The following is a 19854-nucleotide window of genomic DNA, read 5'->3' as shown; positions in this document are numbered from 1 at the left end:
CGCCGGACAGGCCGGCAGGCAGATCAGTAAACGTCGCGGACGTAGCGCCTGTCGGCAATCAGCTCGCGTTTGTACTCGTGCGCCGCCGATTCCGACACACCGCCGTGAGACTTGATGATGGTGGTGAGCGTCGCGTCGACGTCCTTGGCCATGCGGGCCGCGTCGCCGCACACGTAGAAATGCGCGCCGTCCTCGAGCCAGCGCCACAGAATCTCGCCGTGCTCGCGCATCTTGTGCTGCACGTACACCCGCTTGGCCTGGTCCCGGGAGAACGCGGTGTCCAGCCGGGTCAGCAGCCCGTCGGCGGCGAAGGCCTCCAATTCGTCCCGGTAGTAATAGTTTTCGGCCCGGTGCTGGTCACCGAAGAACAGCCAGTTACGGCCGGTGTGGCCGAGCGCCCGGCGCTCGTGCAGGAACCCGCGGAACGGTGCGACACCAGTGCCGGGACCGACCATGATCATCGGCGTCAACGCGTCCTCGGGCGGCCGGAAGTGCGGCGCCGACTGCAGGAACACCGGCACCGTCGCGGCCCGGTCGGCCAGGTATGTCGACGCGACGCCGTGCCGGATGCCGCCGCGCGCACCGTGGTACCGCACTACCGACACGGTCAACTGCACCTCGTCGGGGCTGACGAGCGGGCTCGAGGATATCGAGTACGACCGCGGGGCAAGGCGCACCAACGCATCTCGCCATTCCTCGGGTTCCGCGCGGACCTTGAACTCCTCGACGAGGTCCAGGCCGGTCCGGCCGTCGAGCCAGCGCTCGCGTTCTTCCCGGGGCGCCCGCAGAATCTTGGCGTCGTGCCGCTCGGCGAGGAAGTTGATCAGGGTCGGCGATACCTTGCAGATGTCGTACCACGTGGTGAGCGCGTCACGCAAAGCTGTTTCCGCGCCGTCGATCTCGACGATCTCATCGCCGGACAGCCCGGTCGCGGTCAGCCAGGCACTCACCGCTTCCGGAGCGTTCGCCACGACCACGCCCAGCGCGTCGCCGACACCATAGCTCGCCTCGTGCCCGGACAGGTCGAAGCCGATCTGGCGGACTTCCTTGGTACCGCCCGTGGTCAGCAGAGTGTTGCGGCACAACGGAACCGATAGCGGGTTGTTGCGGGTGAACGGCTTGGCGGGTTTGGGAGCGGGCTTGGCGGGCGCGGCCGCCGCTGCGGGAGCGACCACCGGTGCTGCAGGCGCGACGGCGACCGGGTCCGCCGCAGCCAATTCGACAACGGCGTCGGCCCATCGAGCGAGCGGTTCGTCGTCGTAGGCCTCGCAGTCCGCGCGGTCAAGTAGCGCGGTGGCCCCCAGCTCGGCGAGCCGGCCGTCCACGGACTTGGCATAGCCGCAGAAGTTCTCGTACGCGCGGTCCCCGATCCCGAGCACGGCGTACCGCACCCCGCTGAGGTCCGGCGCATCGGCGGCGCTCAGTCGCGCCCAGAAGTCCGCACCGTTGTCGGGAGGTCCGCCGTCACCGAAAGTGCTTGTCACGACCAGGACTTCGCCCGCTGCGGCGAGCTCGTCCAGCGCGGTGTCGTCCAGTACCTGCAGCCGGGCCCCGGTGATCTTCGCGGCCAGGCCGGCCGCGAATTCTTCGGCGGTGCCGGTCTGCGACGCCCACAGCACCAACGGGCCCGATGTCGTGGGCGCCGGCACGGCGCCAGCCACCGCGGCGGGGGCCGAGACACTGTGCGCACCGGCCAGTGCCCCGTTGACCCACAGCCGCACCGCCGGTGTGACAGGTGCCCACGCGGGCAGCACCGGCACACCGGTGGCTTGCCGGATACCGCTGAAAAAGCCCGACAGGTAGACCTTTTCGGTGTCGTTGAGTGCCGGCGGCCCGCCCAGGCCCAGTGCAGCGGCCAACGGATGGGCGCCGGCAACGGCTGAGGTCACGGCGGGCGCGACCGGCGCTCCTGCCACGGGCTCGATCACGACCGGCGCCAACCGCACGGCACATACCTTGAATTCGGGCTGCAGGGAATCCGGGTCCACCGCGTCGTTGGTCACTGCGTTGACGGTCAGCCGCTCGCCCTGTGCGTCGTTCCAGTGGAACGGTGCGAAACAATTGCCCGGACGCACTCGGTCGGTCAATAGCGCCGGCAGGACGGCCGTGCCGCGTCGCGACGAGATCTCAACGGACGCACCGTCGGCGATACCGAGATTTGCCGCATCGGCCGGATGAATCTCCACGAACGGAGCCCCGTTGAGTTTGTTGAGCTTGGTGACCTTCCCGGTCTTGGTCATGGTGTGCCACTGGTGTTGCAGCCGACCGGTGTTCAGTACCGACGGGAATTCGTCGTCGGGCAGTTCCGCGGCGTCCAGGTGGGGACGGGCGTGGAACGCCGCCCGCCGCGACGGGGTCGGGAAGGCCAGCCGCGGCCGGTGCCCTTCGGCGTCGACGAACAGGTCCTGGCTGACCCCGTCATTGAGGTAGCGGATCGGGTTCCGATCACCCCCTTCGGTCGGGCAGGGCCATTGCAGCGGGGTTTCGCGCAGCCGCTCGTAGGTCACGCCGCCCAAGTCGTAGCCGGTGCGGCGATTGGCGAACTGGCGAATCTCGGCGAACACGTGCTCGCTGGACTTGTAGTCGAACTGATCGCCAAAGCCCATGTGCCGGGCTACATTACAGATCAGTTCCCAGTCGGGCCGCGCGTCGCCGGCGGCCGGGATGCTCTGCTGCAGCAGCGTGAGGCTGCGTTCGGAGTTGACCATGACGCCGTCGGCCTCGGCCCACAGGGTGGCCGGCAGCACGATGTCGGCGTACGCGTTGGTCGCGGTGTCCTGGTAAGCGTCCTGGGTGATCACGAGTTCGGCCGCCTGCAGCCCGTCGATGACGGTTTGCCGATTGGCCACGGTGGCAACGGGATTGGTGCAGATGATCCACACGGCCTTGATGTCGCCCGTGCCCAGCTGCCGGAACATCTCGATGGTGCCGGGGCCGACGTCGGTGCGGATGGTGCCGGGTTCCAGCTCCCATTGCTCTTCCACGAATGCGCGGTCCTCGGCCGACGTGACGGCGCGTTGCCCGGGCAGACCGGGTCCCATGTACCCCATTTCGCGGCCGCCCATGGCGTTGGGCTGGCCGGTCAGCGACATCGGGCCGCTGCCCGTGCGGCAGATGGCGCCGGTCGCGAGGTGCAGGTTGCAGATGGCGTTGGTGTTCCAGGTGCCGTGGGTGCTCTGGTTCAGGCCCATGGTCCAGCACGACATCCACTCCCCCGCCTCCGCGATCATCTCGGCGGCACGGCGGATGTCGGCTTCGGGGATTCCGGTGATCTCGGCGACCGTCGCCGGTGGATAGTCGGCGAGAAACGCGGGCATGGCGTCCCAGCCCTCGGTGTGCTCGGCGATGAATTCCTGGTCTATCGCGCCATTTTCGACCAGAAGGTGCAGCAGACCGTTCAGCAGTGCCAGGTCGGTGCCGGGTTTGATCTGCAGGAACAGATCGGCCTTCTCGGCAGTGGCGTTGCGCCGGGGGTCGACGACGATCAGCTTGGCACCTTTGGCCAGCCGGTCGGCCATGCGCAGGAACAGGATGGGGTGACAGTCGGCCATATTGGCGCCGATGACGAAAAACAGGTCGGCAGAGTCGAAGTCAGTGTATGACCCAGGTGGGCCGTCGGCACCGAGAGACTGCTTGAAGCCGGTGCCGGCACTGGCCATGCACAAGCGGGAGTTCGATTCGATGTGCACGGTGCGGATGAAGCCCTTGGCGAGCTTGTTGGCCAGGTACTGGGCCTCGATGGTCATCTGGCCCGAGACGTACAGTGCCACCGAGTCGGGACCGTGCTCGTCGACGATGGCCCGCAGCCGCCGGCCGGCCTCGGCGGTGGCGTCGTCGACGGCGACGCTGACCGCTTCGGCGCCCCGACCGTGCCGCACGAGTGCCGTGGTGAGCCGGCCGTCGTCGGCGCCCATCAGCTCCGCATGGGTGGCACCCTTGGTGCACAGCCGCCCGAAGTTGGTGGGGTGCAGCCGGTCTCCGGATACCCGAGCGATGACCGGCAGACCGGTACCGGCGTCGGTGCGGGTCTCGACCGAAATGCCACAACCGACACCGCAATAGGAGCACGCGGTGCGCGTGGTGCGCGCTCCGGAAGCGGTCATGTAACAGTTCTACGGGCCGTCAATTCCGCAACCGTTGCGCGACCATGTACTACGCGTCAACCCATACTCACTTGGTCATCACGCCCTGGTGCACAGCATGTTTCATGCCGGAATCGCGGCGGAAACGTGCCGGAAATCTGTGACCTGGGTTACGCACCCTCCGGCGCCCAGCCTGGTCCGCGGAAAAGGTGTCCCCAGCGCTGTTTCCAGCTCCGAGCGGCTCGAACATCTCGCCAAATCCCTGCGTATTCATGCGTGGCGACCCGCAATGGATTGAACGTCTTGATGTTCTTGGTCAAACCGTAGACAACGCGCTCGCCTTCCGGCTCGAAACTGCCGAACAACCGATCCCAGATGATCAGGATGCCACCGTAATTCGTGTCCAGATACTGACTGTTGGAACCGTGGTGGACTCGGTGGTGCGACGGGGTGTTCATGACGAACTCAATTGGCCGCCAGAGTTTTCCGACGCGTTCGGTATGGATGAAGAACTGGTAGAGCAGGCTGATGGACTGCTGCAGCAATATCATCCACGGCGAGAAGCCGAGGAACGCCAACGGCAACCAGAACGGCAGCGCGGTGAACGGCGTCCAGGTCTGCCGCAGCGCGGTGGACAGGTTGTAATGCTCACTGGAGTGATGCACGACATGACTGGCCCAGAACACCCGAATCGTGTGGTGGGTTCGGTGGTACCAGTAATAGAGGAAGTCGTCGGCGACGAAGAGCGCGATCCAGGTCAGCGGGTTATTCGCCGGCAGGTGGAACGGCGCCACCAGGTACGCCGCGCTGTAGGCGGCCAGGACCGCCAGCTTCCAGCCGATGTTGATGATGACGTTGCCGATGCCCATGGTGAGACTGGTTCGGGAATCACGGAATTCGTACCCGACCTCGTCGTCGTCCGGCAGGAAACGGAAGGACAGCGCTTCCAGCACCAGACAGATCACGAACACCGGCACGGCGTGCAGGATCAGATCGAACATGTGGGATGACTCCTAGAGCTGGCGAGCGGAGAGGATTTCGACGACGCGGCCCAGCAGCTCGTCGGCCAGCCGGTGAGCGGCGTCGGCATCGCGCGCGACGAGGTGCTCGGCCAGCGTGATGTGGGCGTCACGGTCGGCCAGTTCGGCGGAGGTGCCGAGCTCGGCGATCACGCCGAAACCGATGTCGGCGAATGCCGCGACCAGCGTGTTCAGTGCCAGACGGTAGGCCAGGTTGCCGCTGCCGTCGATGATCGCGGTCCAGAACGTCAGGTCGACGGCGATGGATTCATCGGTACGTTCGGACGGGTACGCAGCGGCTGCGGTGGCGATCGCCGCCAGCTCGCCCTCCGTGGCGTTCAGTGCGCACAACCGGGCCGCATCGGCGGCCACCGACCGGCGCATGACCATGATGTCGCGCGCGATCTGCAGCGCAGGCACCGCGCCGGTGGCAGCGAGCGTGCTGAGCACGTCCAGACCCGCCGTCTGGCGCCAATCCTGGACCCGCGTCTTACCGCCGTGGCTGATCCGGACCAGGCGGGCCTGCTGCAGCCGCTTGAGCGCTTCCCGGATGGCGTGCCGATTCACCGCGAACGCCAGGGCCAGCTCACGCTCGGACGGCAGGGCCTCGTCGACCGCAACGCGTCCGGACAGGATTTCGTCGACGAGATGCGCGAACACCGCATCACTGACCGCCGCGCGGGAGACGGGTGCGATGTCCATGCACCGATGATCGAGGGTCTATCGGTAACTGGTCAACTGGTTGGACCAGTTATCTGGATCACACACGTGAGAATGCCCCGCGGGAAACTCCCGCGGGGCATTCCGGCCAACTGACTAGGTCGCCGGGACAACTCCCCGGCCGACGTGCTCCCCCGTCGCGGCACGCAAGTGCGGCTGGCGCAGGAACACGAACCAGGTGACGACGCCGCACACCACGTAGAAGGCGAGGAACACCCAGAAGGCGGTGGTCGCCGAGTGCGACGGCCCCGCATAGGACGTCCGGAGCACGATGTTGACGAGCACCCCACCGAACGCGCCGACCGCACCGGCGAAGCCGATCAGGGCACCGGACATGCTGCGCGACCACAGCATCTTCTCCTTCGCACCGAGCTCGTCCTTGCTCTGCGCCTTGGCCTCGAAGATCGACGGGATCATCTTGTAGGTCGAGCCATTACCGATGCCGGTCAGGATGAAGAGCACCATGAACGCCGCGATGTAGAGCGCCATCTGAGCGCCGGTCGCCGGGCCCTTGGTGGCGTCATCCCACATGCCGCCCGCGACCAGGACGCCGGTGACGGCCGTCATCGCGGCGAACGTGTAGAGCGTGATCTTGCCGCCGCCGATCTTGTCGGCCAGCTTGCCGCCGAACGGACGCGAGATCGAGCCGAGCAGCGGGCCGAGGAACGCGATCCACGCGGTGTGGATGGACGCGTCGAAGTTGGCCTTGGCCAGCTCCTTGGCGGCCTCCTTGGGCAGTTTGGCGACCGATGCGACGTGATACTTGTCCAGCAGCGGCGCGACGTCCTGCGCGGTGAAGTTGATGTTCAGGATCTGGGTGAACGCGAAGCTGAAGCCGATGAACGAACCGAACGTGCCGATGTACAAGAAACACATCACCCACGAGTTGCGGAACTTCATGGCCTCGACCATCGCCGACAGGTTGGACTTCTGCCCTTGGATGTTGTCCATGAACAGCGCGGCACCGATGGCCGCGGCGGCCAGCAGGACCAGGTAGATGGCACAGACGACCTCCGGGCGACGGTTGCCGAGGGTGGCGATGACGACCAGGCCGATGATCTGGAGGGCCGGGACACCGATGTTGCCGCCGCCGGCGTTCAAGCCGAGCGCCCAGCCCTTCAGCCGCTGCGGGTAGAAGGCGTTGATGTTGGTCATCGACGACGCGAAGTTACCGCCACCGAAGCCCGCGACCGCCGCGACGATCAGGAACGTCGTGTACGACGTACCCGGATGCATCATGAAGTACATGGTCAGCGCACACGGGACCGCCAGCATCAAAGCGCTGAAGATGGTGAAATTGCGGCCACCGAACTTGGCCGGCCCGATGGTGTACGGGATGCGCATGAACGAACCCACCGCGATCGGGACGGCCCCGAGCACGAACTTGCCGAGCGCGTCGATGCCGTAGACCGCCTGCGGCATGAACAGCACCATCACCGACCAGATGCTCCACACGGAGAAGCCGACGTGCTCGGCGAAGATCGACCAGATCAGGTTGCGCTTGGCGATGTCCTTGTTGCCGGCATCCCACGCAACAACATCCTCCGCATCCCAGTGCTCGATGTCGCGGTTTCGACTCAACAGACTCACGAAGCCTCCCAGTTCAGTAATTGGTTGGCTACATATGTACGGGCGCGCGATTCCGCAGCTGTTGCCCTTCGATGTCAGCAAAGTCAAGAGGGGCTCATTTACCCTCGTGGGCCCGCGTGACCGGCGCGATTCACGGCCGTCGTATCACCGCAACAAGCACGAAATAACCCGGCAGGCGACGAGGCTCTGCTGTTGGGCCTGCACTCAGGGCGCATTTATTCGAGTGACATGCGCCCTGCCTACCGGGTCAACGAGTATCTGAGCGGTCGCGCAACCGACCCTGAAACCAGGTCTTCTGATAGCCGACGTCGTCCTCGACGGCACCCTGTCCCGCGCCCCGCCGGGAAAGCGCCGTGACGGCGATCAACGCAAAAAGCACCGCCGCGACGGGGACTCGTCGCGGCGGTGACTTCGATGGAAACTGGGAGCGCCGGGGCTCAGGCCTTCTTGGGCTCGTCCGCTTTGACGTCTTCGGCGCCCTCGGTGTCGGACGCCTCGGAGTCGCCGGCTTCGTCGGCTTGCTCAACGTCCTTGGCCTCGTCCGCCTCTTCGGACTCCTCCGGAGCCTCGGCTTCGGCGGACTCTTCCGAAGCCTCTTCGGCAACTGTTTCGGCCTCGGCACCATCGCCCTCAGCCTCTTCGGCCTCGGCTTCGCGGGCCTCGGCTTCGTCGGCGCCGTCTGCCGAAACCGCTTCGGCGACAACCATTTCCGGCTCCGCGTCGGTCGCGTCCTCGGGGTAGTCCTCGGCGGCCGCTGCGACCGCATCGTCACCGGCGACAGCGGCGCCGGTGGCGTCGGATCCGGCCTCGGAAGCCGCCGCACCGCCGCGCGAGCGTTCCCGCAGCGCGTCGACGATGAGCAGCAGGACCCCGATGACGCTGGCGCCGATGCACACCCAGGCGATCAACTCGTTGCTGGTGACGATTGCGGTCACCAGCGCCGCCAGGCCGATGAGGGCAAGGACCAGGGCAATGATCAGCATTGGTCAGCCGTCAGCTGTTGCCCCGGTTGAACTGGCCGAAGCCAGCACCTTCGCCGCCGGCCGACGAGTCCGCCGGCGCAGCCGAGCCGCGCTGGCCGAGCTCTTCGAGCTGGGACTCCAGGTAGGTCTTGAGGCGGGTGCGGTACTCGCGCTCGAAGGTGCGCAGCTGCTCGAGGCGGCCTTCCAGCACGGTGCGCTGCTGGTTGATGTTGCCCATGATCTCGGTGTGCTTGCGCTCGGCATCGGCCTGCAGGGCGTCGGCCTTGTCCTGGGCCTGACGCAGCTGGGCTTCCGACCGGGTCTGCGCGTCGGAGAGCATGGCCTCGGCGCGCGCCTTGGCGTCGGCGACCGTGGTCTCTGCGGTGTGCTTCGCCTCGCTGACGAGGGCATCGGCCTGCGCGCGGGCGTCGGCGAGGGTCTTGTCGGCCTCGGCCTTGGCCGAGCCGGTGAGGCGGTCGGCGGTGTCCTGGGCCAGGCTCAGCACCTTGGCCGCGCGGACGTGGTGGTCCTCGCCGACCGGTGCGGCCACGGGAGCGGCCACCGGGGCGGGCGCCGCGATGGGGGCCGCGACAGGCTCGGGCTCCGGCTTGGTGAAGACGGGAGCCGCCACCGGCTGGCCGGTGCGCGCGGACTGGAGCTCGGCGTCGAGCTCGGCGACCCGCTGCCGCAGATCGCTGTTCTCTTCGATCAGCCGGGTCAGCTCGGTCTCGACGAGATCGAGGAACGCATCGACCTCATCCTCGTTATAACCGCGCTTGCCAATCGGCGGCTTGCTGAATGCGACGTTGTGGACGTCAGCCGGAGTTAGCGGCATCTTCTGCCCCCTTGCAGTCTGGACCGTCAATCGGTGTCAAAGTGTAGAGCGATCAAAGTGTAGAGCGATCGTGGAGTAACTGGCGTCCATCCTGTCACAGCAGACCCGTCGGTTGCAGGCGAGGGCCGGAATTAAGAACGAATTTCAATGTTTCATTGGAATTTCGCGAGCGCCGTCGGCGCCCGTCGCAATTGACCAAAACGAAAGAAGCGCATTAATTACATAAATGTAATTAATGCGCTTCTGCAGGTCAGGGGAACGTCGCGCTCAGGCCCCGACCTGATCGAAAGACAACCGCATGCCGACGAACACCACCATCAGCAGCACCACGATGGACAGATCGACCCGGACCGGCCCGATGGTGAGCGGGGGGATCAAGCGCCGCAACAGCTTCACCGGAGGATCGGTCACCGTCATGATCCCCTCGAGGATCACCACCGTCAGCCCCCTGGGCTGCCACTCCCGGCTGAATCCGCGGATGAACTCCACCACCACGCGGGCGATCAACAGCAGCCAGAACACGAACAGCGCAAAACCCAGGATGTCGAAGAACAGGGTCAATGCAACAGACCTCACTAGCGCGGGAAAGCGCCGACTGATGTCGGCGCTTGAAGACGAGCCTACCTAACGCAGACCCCTCCGGCCGGTGGCCGAAGGGGTCTTGCGTAGAGCTGCGTAGGTGTTACTGGTAGCTGTAGAAGCCCGCCTCGGCAATCCGACGACGCTCTTCGGCACTGACGTCGACATCGGCCGGCGACAACAGGAAGACCTTGGTGGCGACCTTGTCGAACGAGCCGCGAAGCGCGAAGGCCAGGCCGGCGGCGAAGTCGACCAGGCGCTTGGCGTCGGCGTTGTCCATCGACACCAGGTCCATGATCACCGGGGTGCCGTCGCGGAAACGCTCACCGATGGTGCGGGCCTCGCTGTAGTCCTTGGGCCGCAGCGTCGTGATCTTGGCCAGCGCACTGCCGGCCTCGAACAGTTCGGCCATGCGGCGGGGCTCCATGGCAACAGCGCCACGGGTCGCACCACGCAGGGTGTTGAAGCGCGGACGCTCGAACTCGCGCGGGCCGCGGGCCGGCATCTCGTCGTAGCCACCGCGGTAACCCATTGAGGCGCTTTCCATTTCGCGGCCGTATTCGCGGCCCACGCGGTCGTCGTAGCCGCGCGGCTCACCACGGCCGTAATCGTCGTCTTCGAAGCGCTCCTCACGGGGCCGACGTGGGGCCGCGTAAGCGCGCGCCGGGCGTTCTTCGTCGTCGTAGTACTCGTCGTCATAGTCGTCCATCGGCGCCATACCGAAGTAGGCCTTGACCTTGTGCAGTGTGCTCATCGGATGCCCCTAGCTAAGAATGTGGTGTCTGGTGACTGTGATGTAAGTGTGACTGGAGTGACTACTCATGGTGACGTTAGAGGACGCGGTCCCATTAGCGCGGTACCGACACGCACACACGTTGACCCGTGTCGCACCGCAACTTCCAGGTCATCTGACATGCCCGCGGACAGCCCCAGTCGGTGCGGGTATTGCGTTTGGACTCTGAGCAATTCAGCCTGCAGTCGCGCAAACTCCGCCTCGGCGTCACTGGCCAGCGGCGGGATCGCCATCAAGCCCGCCAACCCCAGGCCCGGAGCGGTGTGCGCGGCGGCGCACAACTCATCGACCAGGTCGGGGCGGTCCACCGGCACCCCGCCGCGGGCCGGGTCCCCGTCGAGGCTGACTTGGATGTAGACCTGCAACGGCTCCGACCTGCGGCCTTGGTCCAGCGCCTCGACCGCACCGCGGGAGAGCGCCGCGATCAACGGCGCCGTGTCCACCGAATGCGCCACGGCCGCCCAACTCGCCACGGCCCGCGCTTTGTTGCGTTGAATTCGGCCGATCATGTGCCACCGAATTGTATTGTTCGACTCTATGTTCGATGACGAATCCAACAATTCGCCCGGCGATGTGATCAATTTCTTGTTCGACAGCGCGGCCAAGGCTTCGGTGACTTTGGCGATCTTTGCTGTGGCTTCCTGCTCCCGCGATTCGCCGAATGCCCGGCACCCCAATCCATACAGCGCAACAACATCAGTCGCCGGAAAGAATTTGGTCACCGGAAGAAATTCAATGTCGGCCCGATCCCGGCCGGCAGCTGCCGCCGCGGCGTCGATTCGCGCCTGAATCCGGGCCAGCGACGCGGCCAGTTCGGCCTCGCGCGGCGCGCTGGTCATTCCATCCACACCACCGACGCCAGCCGCCCGGTCGGGGCGCCACGTCGGTGACTGAACAGGTTCGGGTCGTCGACCGTACAGCGGGGGTCGACGTCGATGGCTTTGATGCCCAACCCCGCCAATTGCGTGGCGATGCCGGCTCGCAGGTCCAGACCCACGGTGCCGCGGGCGGTGGTGGTGATGCTGCCGGGCAGCACGGCCTCCACGTCGTCGGCCATCTCGTAAGGCACCTCATAGTTGCGTCCGCTGACCGCGGGGCCGAGCAGCACGGAGATGTCAGCGACCTGCGCGCCGAGCTTCTGCATGGCCTCGACCGTCCGTAGCACCACGCCACCCGCCGCACCGACCCGCCCGGCATGCACGGCAGCCACCACACCCGCGTGCGCATCACCCAACAGCACCGGCACACAGTCGGCGGTGATCACCGCGAGCGGCAGCCGCGGCGTCGCGGTGACCAGAGCGTCGGTGTTGTCGTAGGCTCCCCCGGCTCCAGTTCCAGGGCCCTCGACAACTTCGACATGGTCACCATGTACCTGGTTCATCCATACCAGCGGGCCGTGCCCGATGGCCTCGGCCAGCCGAGTCCGGTTGGCCGAGACGGCCTTTGGATCGTCGCCGACATGGTCACCCAGGTTGAACGTGTCGAACGGGGCCTTCGAGACCCCGCCCGCACGCGTAGTAGTCACTCTGCGGATACGGAACGTCATGATTCCGAGTATCCGTGGTATCCGCGTCCCGCGGTCACAGTCAGTGCTTCATGAACGGCGGCACGTCGACATCGTCGTCGTCGTCGCCACGGCCGCCCACACTCACCGTCACACCATTGGTGGCCGCCGGCACGCTGCCGGGGTCGGTCCCGAAGGCACCGAGCTTGCCCGCGCTGGCGGTCGAGAACGTCTGAGCCCGGTGGGCACCACCCGCGGCCGGCGCCGTTGCGGCACCGGGCACCGCCGAGGTGACCGGCTTGCGGCTCTGCCCGGCGGTGTCGAACCCGGCCGCGATGACCGTGACTCGCACCTCGTCACCCAGCGAATCGTCGATGACGGTTCCGAAGATGATGTTGGCTTCGGGGTGAGCGGCGTCCTGCACCAGCGACGCGGCCTCGTTGATCTCGAACAGGCCCAGGTCACTGCCACCGGCGACCGACATCAGCACGCCCTGGGCGCCGTCCATCGAGGCCTCGAGCAGCGGAGAGTTGATGGCGATCTCGGCGGCCTTGAGCGCGCGACCATCGCCGCGGGCCGAGCCGATGCCCATCAACGCCGTGCCGGCGCTGCTCATGACACCCTTGACGTCGGCGAAGTCGACGTTGATCAGACCTGGGGTCGTGATCAGGTCGGTGATGCCCTGAACACCGTTGAGCAGCACCTCGTCGGCGCTGCGGAACGCGTCCATCAGGGAGACGGCGGCATCGCCCATCTGCAGCAGGCGGTCGTTGGGGATGACGATCAGGGTGTCGCAGCTCTCGCGAAGTGCCTGGATACCCGTTTCGGCCTGGTTCGAGCGGCGCTTGCCCTCGAAGGAGAACGGGCGGGTCACCACACCGACGGTCAGCGCGCCGAGCTTCCGCGCGATGGAGGCGACGACGGGCGCACCACCGGTACCGGTGCCACCACCCTCACCTGCGGTGACGAACACCATGTCGGCGCCGCGCAGCAGCTCCTCGATCTCGTCCTTGGCGTCTTCGGCAGCCTTGCGGCCGACCTCGGGGTCGGCGCCGGCACCCAGGCCACGGGTCGAGTCGCGGCCGACGTCCAGCTTGACGTCGGCCTCGCTCAGCAGCAGCGCCTGGGCGTCGGTGTTGATCGCGATGAACTCGACGCCACGAAGGCCCTGTTCGATCATGCGGTTGACGGCGTTGACGCCGCCGCCGCCGACGCCGATCACCTTGATGACGGCGAGGTAGTTATGCGGGGGTGTCATCTGACGTCTTCCTCCCTGGCTCGGTTTGTCCTGAGCAAAACTTCTCGAACTAGAACCCTAAACCTCAACCATAGGGTTAGAGTTATGTCAAGTTGTTCCGCGCAAACAGAACGGTAGGGTGCGGCCGCGCCGCAACCGCGCAGGCGCGCCGAGAGTTCGCGCGATTTTTTGGCCTTGGGCGAGCGAAGCGACGGGATTGGCCGGGAAGCGGATGAACTACTTCACAGTCGGCAGGTCAGGACTGGACACGTCATAGGTGTGCCCCGGCTGGGTCAGTAGTGCGCCCAGCTTCAGCGCCTTCTCGTCGGTGCGGTCGGTGGTCCCCCAGATGACCTCACGGCCGTCGTTCAGGGTCAGGGTCACGCCGGCGACCGACGGCGCCCCGACGCGCGCCACCTGGCTGAACACCTCGGGACGCAGCGACAACAGCACCTCGAGCGCGGCCAGCGTCGCGGGATCCTTCGGCCCGGGATTGTCGGCGTCGAGGTACGGCACCCCTTGCGGCGGCGGTTCGGTCGCGAAATCCACCCCGTCCCGGTCGAACAGGTGTGGACCGTCCGGGTACTCCTTGGCCGCCACCGGAACCCGCTCCACCACCGTGATGCGCAGCGTGGACGGGTACTCCCGCTGCACGCGGGCGCTGGCCACGCGCCGGATGGTGGCGACCCGTTCGGCCACCGCATCGGTGTTGACCTGAAGCAGCGGCGTGTCCGGTTTGACCGCGGCCGCCGCCGTCACCTCGGCCTCGGTCAGGGTCGCCACCCCGGCGACCACCGTGTGCCGGACGGCCATGATCGGCGTGAAGTACAGCACCAGGCCCAACGTGACGGCGAGGACGGCCGTCACCGCCGACCACAACAGCAGCTTCAGGCCGCGGATGACGCCCCGCGTGGGCGCCTTGGGCTGCTCCGAGAGGCCGGCCGCCCGGCGCCGGGCCTCCTGGCGCGCCTGCTCCAAGGCCCGGGCCCGTTCCAGCGCGATCCGCCGTTCCTCGCGTTCACGCCGGGCGCGGCGACGTGGCCCTTCGTAGTCCGGTGACGCGGGATCGACCGACGCGGGATCAACCGATGCGGCGTCCGGCGCGCCCTCCTCGGCTGCGGGTTCTGCTGCCGCGGGGTCCGGCTCGGTCGCCTCAGGTGCGACGTCTTCGGTCGTGTTGTCCTGCGTCACAACCGGATCCGGCTCCCCCGAGCCATCCTCCACGGTCACGGCGTGGGCCGTCCCGGAGCGGCGCGGTCGGCCTTGACCTCCAGTGCGGTCAAGATTTCGCGCCCCAACAGGGTGACGTCGCCGGCGCCCATGGTGACGATGACGTCACCGGGACCGGCCTTGGCCGCCACCTGCTCGGCGACCGCCGAGAAGTCCGGCACGTAATGCACCGGGGCCGAGACGTGTTCGACGATGCTCGCGCCGCTGACCCCGGCCATCGGAGCCTCGCGTGCGGCGTACACGTCGAGCACGAACACCTCGTCCGCGCGGTCGAGTGCCTGGCCGAACTCCTTCGCGAAAGTCTTTGTCCGCGAATACAAATGGGGCTGGAACACCACGATGGATCGCGACGTGCCGGCCACGGCCCGCAGCGCTTCCAGAGTCGCCCGGACCTCGGTGGGGTGGTGCGCGTAGTCGTCGAAAACCCGCACGCCATAAGCGGTTCCGACGGCCTCGAAACGGCGACGCACGCCTTCGAAACCGGTCAGTCCGTCGAGGACGGCCTCGGGATCGGCGCCGACCTCACGGGCCGCCAACAGCGCGGCCAGCGCGTTGAGTGCCATGTGCTTGCCCGGCACCGACAGCCGCATACCGCGGCGGTGCGGCTCGCCCGCGAGCTGGATGGCCGCCACCCCACCGGTGCCCTGCTGCTGCCAGTTCAGCAGCGTCGCTTCCAGATCCGTGCGCTGCGCACTGCCCATGCCGTACCGCAGCACGCGGACCCCACGCTCGATCGACCGCTGCGCCAGGGCTTCCGAGCCCGGGTCATCGGCACACACCACGAGCGCACCGCCGGGACGCAACCGGGCCACGAAGTCGTCGAACACCGCGGTGTAGGCCTCGACGCTGCCGAAGTGATCCAGGTGATCGGCCTCGATGTTGGTCACCACCGCGACGTCGGGCGTGTATTCGAGCAGCGAACCATCGCTCTCGTCGGCTTCGGCGACGAAGCAGTCACCACTGCCGTGGTGCGCATTGGTGCCGGCCTCGCCCAGATCGCCACCGACGGCGAACGAGGGATCAAAACCACTGTGCTGCAACGCCACAATGACCATCGAGGTCGTTGTGGTCTTGCCGTGGGTACCGGTCACCAGCACCGAGCGGTAGCCGTCCATCAGCTTCGCGAGGACGACCGGGCGCATGATCACCGGGATGCCGCGCCGCCGGGCCTCCACCAGCTCGGGGTTGTCCTTGGGGATGGCGGCGTGCGTGCTGACGACGACGGTCGGACCGCCGGGCAGCATGTCCAGGGACGACGCGTCGTGCCCGATCCGGATCTCGGCACCGCGCGCCCGCAGCGCAGCCACACCACGCGACTCCTTGGCATCCGAGCCCGACACCCGGCCGCCACGGTCCAGCAGGATCCGCGCGATGCCGGACATGCCGGCGCCCCCGATGCCGACCATGTGCACCCGAGCCAGCTCGGGTGGCAGCTCGTGCGCCGTCACCGCAGCCCCGATTCGGATGCCACGCCGGCAACTTCCAAGGCGATCTGCGCCACCCGCCGGGCCGCGTCGCGGTGGCCGGCCAGTGAAGCCGCCGTCGTCATCTGATCCAGCGCGGCGGTGTCGCCCATCAATGTTCCGATCCGTTCGGTGACGTAGTCCGGTGTCAGCTCGGCGTCGTCGACCAACAGGCCGCCGCCGGCGTCGACCACCGGAAGTGCATTGAGTCGTTGCTCGCCGTTGCCGATCGGCAGCGGTACGTAGACCGCGGGCAGACCGACCGCACTGACCTCGGCGACAGTCATGGCCCCGGACCGGCAGATCGCCAGATCCGCTGCGGCATAGGCCAAATCCATGCGATCGAGGTACGGCACACCGACATACGGCGGGGTGCCCGGTGCCGGCTCCGGCAACTCCAAGGTGTTCTTGCGACCGTACGCGTGCAGGACCGAAACGCCTTGTGCGGCGAGGTTCTTGGCCGCGCCGGAGACGGCCCGGTTCAGCGACTGCGCGCCTTGGGAGCCCCCGAACACCAGCAGCACGCGAGCGTCGGGGGCGAAACCGAAGAATTTCCGCGCTTCCACGCGCAGCGCGGCCCGGTCCAGTGAGGTGATCGACTCCCGCACCGGGATGCCGACGACCTCGGCGCGCCTGAGACCTGAATCCGGCACCGCGGCCAGCACCCGGCGCGCCGAACGGGCGCCGACCTTGTTTGCCCAGCCGGCGCTGGCGTTGGCCTCGTGCACCACCACCGGAACCGTGCGGCGGCGGCGCAGTCCGCCGCCGCGAGCCGCGAGGTAGGCGGGCAGCGAGACGTAGCCACCGAAGCCCACGACGACGTCGGCCTGGACCGAGTCGAGGATGTCACGTGTCTCGCGGACCGCGGCGCGGATCCGCAGGGGCAGCCGGGCCAGATCAGCAGAAGGCTTGCGCGGCAACGGAACCGGCGTGATCAGCCGGAGGTCATAGCCACGCTCGGGGACCAGGCGGGTTTCCAGCCCACGGGCCGTGCCGAGGGCAGTGATCCGGACGTCGGGCCACAGCGCCACCAAGGCGTCGGCGACCGCCATCGCGGGCTCTATGTGACCTGCGGTACCGCCTCCGGCCAGAACCACCGAGATGCCCCGGGTTTCCCCGTCGCTCCGCTCGCCTCCGGGCGTTTCCCCGTCGCTCCGCTCGCCTCGGGACCTTTCCCCGTCGCTCCGCTCGCCCAGGCCCGAACTCACACCCAATCCTGACTCACCCGTACCGCTGACCTTCCAATGTGCGAACCCGTGGGTCCGACCGGCGCGGGTCACGTCTTTGTTGACCCTTGAGGTCACCATTTTGCCTTGTGCGCCGTCCGGCGCCGTCGCCCGGTACGGGGTTGCCACGCTTGCTGCGGCTGTGGTCCGCGCGCCGGTCCGGTTCCTCGGTTCGTCGCGTCCGCCTCGGGGCGTCGCTCCGGCGCTGTCGGGCGGGCGGCTCCTGCCTACCGGCCTGACGGGTGGGGCGTGCGGACTTCGTGGGCTTGGCCGGCTTGGCGGGCTGAGGCTTCCGCGCGGCCGGCTTGCGGACGGGCTTGTCGCCGCGGCCACGCGACCGGTCCCGGGCCGAGTCCGGGTTGGTCGGCGAATACGGCACGGGCGGAGGCAACCGCAGGATCCGGTTCATCCGGTCGTCGCGGCCGGCCCGCAGCGCGGCCACCGCCTCGGGCTCGTGGCGCGCCGCGTTGGCGATCAGGCCGATCAGCAGAAGTGTTGTGGCCGTTGCTGTTCCACCGGCCGAGATGAGCGGCAGCTGGATGCCGGTGACCGGCAGCAGGCCGAGCACGTAACCGACGTTGATGAACACCTGGCCGACCACCCACAGCGTGGTGGTGGCGGTCAGCAACCGCAGGAACGGGTCGACCGACCGGCGGGCGATCCGCATACCGGTGTAGGCGAACAGGCCGAACAGGCACAGCATGCCCACCGCGCCGACGAACCCCAACTCTTCGCCGATGATGGCGAAGATGAAGTCGTTGTGCGCATTGGGCAGGTAGTTGAACTTCGCGGTCCCCTGCCCCAGGCCGTCGCCGAACATGCCACCGTTGGCCAGCGCGTATTTGGCCTGACGGGACTGGTAACCGATGCCCAGCAGATCGGAGTCGGGGTCCAGCCAGGCCCGCACCCGGTCCGATCGGTAACCGGCGGACACGGCGAGCATCGCGGCCGCGCCGACCGCCGCCAGCAGCGAGGTGGCGAAGATTTTCAGCGACAGGCCGGCGTACCAGAGCAGTCCCAGCAGGACGATGCCGACCGACACCGTCTGGCCGAGGTCAGGCTCGGCGACGATCAGGCCGAGGGCCAGCACCGCCGCGGGTACCAGCGGAAACAGCAGTTCCTTCAGTCCGGCGTGCTGCATGCGGCGCGTCGCCAGCAGGTGCGATCCCCAGATCGCGAAGGCGATCTTGGTCAGCTCGGAAGGCTGCATGGAGAACCCGGCGACGACGAACCAGCCGCGGGCACCGTTGGACAGGTGGCCGACGCCCGGGATCAGCACCAACGCGATCAGCACCAGGCTGACGATGAAGGCCGGCAGCGCCATCCGGCGGATGAACGAGATGGGTAGGCGCAGAGCGATGTAGAACGCGAACAGGCCGATGATCGTCCAGAGCACCTGCTTCGCGAAGATCGTCCAGGGCGAGCCGTCCTCGTCGTACGAGTGCACGCCCGAGGCGGAGAGCACCATGGTCAGGCCCAGCGTGATGAGCAACGCCGCGCAGGCGATGACCAGGTGGAACGACGTCATCGGCCGGCTCAGCCACGCCCCGAACCGGGCCCGGGGCCCCTGCCGCTTGGGCGCGGCGGGCTGGGCGGTGGCGTCTTTGGCGGGCTGGCCGCCGTCCGAAGCGGTGGCGCCGTCAGCCGGCGTCGAATCGTCGGCGCCTTCCGGGCCGGCTTTGCTCCGACGGAGCTTCGCAAGGATATCCGGCATGTGACTACCCGACCTCGTTATTCACATTGGTCACAAAAACCACAACTGTCCCTTGCATCCCAAAATCCTCCCCTGTCCCCGTCGTCGGGCGCGGCACATCCGGCGCGTGTCGCCGGAATGGGGTGATTTGCCAGCAACTTGTGACGTCACACCGTCACGAATGCGCAGCCAGTGCGTCATCCCGGATCGAAGAGCTGGGCGCACGCTCGCGGGAACCCGCGACGCGGGTCAGCTCTTCAATGCCACAACGGTCTTGACGAGCACGTCCTTCGCAACCTGCGGATCGATGTCGGCCTGCACGACGGCAACCGTCTTGTCGCCCATGACCGCGGTGTAGGTGGTTTCCTCGACGGCCTTGCCGCCCGCGGTGATGTGCGCCTGCACACCCATGGTCTTTGCGCCCGCGATGTCCGGCCCCGGGACGCGTTCGACCGTCGCGGTGACACCGTCGGTCGTATCGACCGTGATGTGATCGCAGCCGGAGTGGCCGAGTTCGCCCACGGTCTTATCGGCCTCCGCCACCATCACGATGATGGTGTGGGCCTCCTGGTCGCTGCCGATGAAACCCGCCGTCTTGGCCCCGACACCGGCCGGCGCGAGCGGCTTGAGCAGCGGCGCACACTCGGCGGGAGTGACGACCGACGGCGGCGTCGTGGTCAGGGCGCCGACACCGGGCGCGTCGAGCTTCTCCTGGGTGACGGTGTCCCGTTCCAGATCCATGGGGTCAAAACCCGGCGGCAGGCTCGACTTGGCGCCGCCGACCTTCGAGATGTCGTACTTCGCCGCGGCCTGGCTGCTGCCTCCGGACGTGCTGTCCGAACCGCCGCAGCCGGCGACCAACGCCGCACCAGCCAGCACGACGAGGGGCCCGACCAGGTATTTCTCGACACTCATGGCGCG

The 19854-nt window shown here is 67.4% G+C and carries 15 protein-coding genes and 1 pseudogene; all 16 read right to left on the bottom strand.

Annotation, left to right across the window (positions count from 1 at the left end):
- Positions 1 to 23 precede the first annotated feature (23 nt).
- A complete protein-coding gene (locus G6N59_RS25835) occupies positions 24 to 4103 on the bottom strand; it encodes a bifunctional nitrate reductase/sulfite reductase flavoprotein subunit alpha (protein WP_138229774.1) in 4080 nt (1359 codons plus the stop codon).
- Between the two features lie 149 nt (positions 4104 to 4252).
- On the bottom strand, positions 4253 to 5083 hold the full coding sequence (locus G6N59_RS25830; protein ID WP_138229773.1) for a sterol desaturase family protein: 831 nt from the start codon (positions 5081 to 5083) through the stop codon (positions 4253 to 4255).
- A 12-nt stretch (positions 5084 to 5095) separates the two neighbouring features.
- Positions 5096 to 5803, bottom strand: coding sequence for a FadR/GntR family transcriptional regulator (locus tag G6N59_RS25825; RefSeq protein WP_138229772.1), 708 nt, complete (start codon positions 5801 to 5803; stop codon positions 5096 to 5098).
- Positions 5804 to 5917: 114 nt separating this feature from the next.
- A complete protein-coding gene (locus tag G6N59_RS25820) occupies positions 5918 to 7411 on the bottom strand; it encodes a nitrate/nitrite transporter (RefSeq protein ID WP_138229771.1) in 1494 nt (497 codons plus the stop codon).
- A gap of 572 nt (positions 7412 to 7983) precedes the next feature.
- Positions 7984 to 8394: pseudogene (locus tag G6N59_RS31270) on the bottom strand (hypothetical protein); the annotation flags it as partial.
- Positions 8395 to 8404: 10 nt separating this feature from the next.
- Positions 8405 to 9208 (bottom strand): DivIVA-like cell division protein Wag31, encoded by an 804-nt coding sequence (wag31, locus tag G6N59_RS25810; protein WP_138229770.1) that lies wholly within the window; start codon positions 9206 to 9208, stop codon positions 8405 to 8407.
- 267 nt (positions 9209 to 9475) lie between these two features.
- Positions 9476 to 9769, bottom strand: a complete 294-nt coding sequence (locus G6N59_RS25805; protein ID WP_138229769.1) for a YggT family protein — start codon at positions 9767 to 9769, stop codon at positions 9476 to 9478.
- A gap of 121 nt (positions 9770 to 9890) precedes the next feature.
- Positions 9891 to 10541: a cell division protein SepF gene (locus tag G6N59_RS25800; RefSeq protein ID WP_138229768.1), complete on the bottom strand. Its 651-nt coding sequence runs from the start codon at positions 10539 to 10541 to the stop codon at positions 9891 to 9893.
- 65 nt (positions 10542 to 10606) lie between these two features.
- Positions 10607 to 11419 carry a YggS family pyridoxal phosphate enzyme gene (locus tag G6N59_RS25795; RefSeq protein WP_138229767.1) on the bottom strand — a complete coding sequence of 271 codons (813 nt, stop codon included), beginning with the start codon at positions 11417 to 11419 and terminating at the stop codon, positions 10607 to 10609.
- Positions 11416 to 12126 (bottom strand): peptidoglycan editing factor PgeF, encoded by a 711-nt coding sequence (gene pgeF, locus G6N59_RS25790; protein WP_138229766.1) that lies wholly within the window; start codon positions 12124 to 12126, stop codon positions 11416 to 11418. The genes G6N59_RS25795 and pgeF overlap by 4 nt, the downstream gene beginning before the upstream one ends.
- A gap of 40 nt (positions 12127 to 12166) precedes the next feature.
- Entirely contained in the window at positions 12167 to 13342 is a 1176-nt protein-coding gene (gene ftsZ / locus G6N59_RS25785) for a cell division protein FtsZ (protein ID WP_138229765.1), read from the bottom strand.
- Positions 13343 to 13558: 216 nt separating this feature from the next.
- A complete protein-coding gene (locus G6N59_RS25780; protein ID WP_138229764.1) occupies positions 13559 to 14551 on the bottom strand; it encodes a cell division protein FtsQ/DivIB in 993 nt (330 codons plus the stop codon).
- Positions 14548 to 15999 (bottom strand): UDP-N-acetylmuramate--L-alanine ligase, encoded by a 1452-nt coding sequence (gene murC, locus G6N59_RS25775; RefSeq protein ID WP_138229763.1) that lies wholly within the window; start codon positions 15997 to 15999, stop codon positions 14548 to 14550. Before murC ends, G6N59_RS25780 begins: the two co-directional genes overlap by 4 nt.
- On the bottom strand, positions 15996 to 17117 hold the full coding sequence (gene murG, locus G6N59_RS25770; protein WP_138229779.1) for an undecaprenyldiphospho-muramoylpentapeptide beta-N-acetylglucosaminyltransferase: 1122 nt from the start codon (positions 17115 to 17117) through the stop codon (positions 15996 to 15998). Before murG ends, murC begins: the two co-directional genes overlap by 4 nt.
- Before the next feature lie 118 nt (positions 17118 to 17235).
- Positions 17236 to 18954, bottom strand: coding sequence for a putative lipid II flippase FtsW (ftsW, locus tag G6N59_RS25765; RefSeq protein WP_138229762.1), 1719 nt, complete (start codon positions 18952 to 18954; stop codon positions 17236 to 17238).
- 228 nt (positions 18955 to 19182) lie between these two features.
- Complete coding sequence (locus G6N59_RS25760) at positions 19183 to 19848, bottom strand: DUF5642 family protein (protein ID WP_138229761.1); 666 nt, start codon at positions 19846 to 19848, stop codon at positions 19183 to 19185.
- Positions 19849 to 19854: the final 6 nt, after the last annotated feature.

It is taken from the genome of Mycolicibacterium aubagnense, from assembly GCF_010730955.1.
Taxonomy (GTDB): Bacteria; Actinomycetota; Actinomycetes; order Mycobacteriales; family Mycobacteriaceae; genus Mycobacterium; species Mycobacterium aubagnense.
The sequence above is the reverse complement of the archived record's forward strand: the minus strand, read 5'-3'. Positions and strand labels throughout refer to the sequence as shown.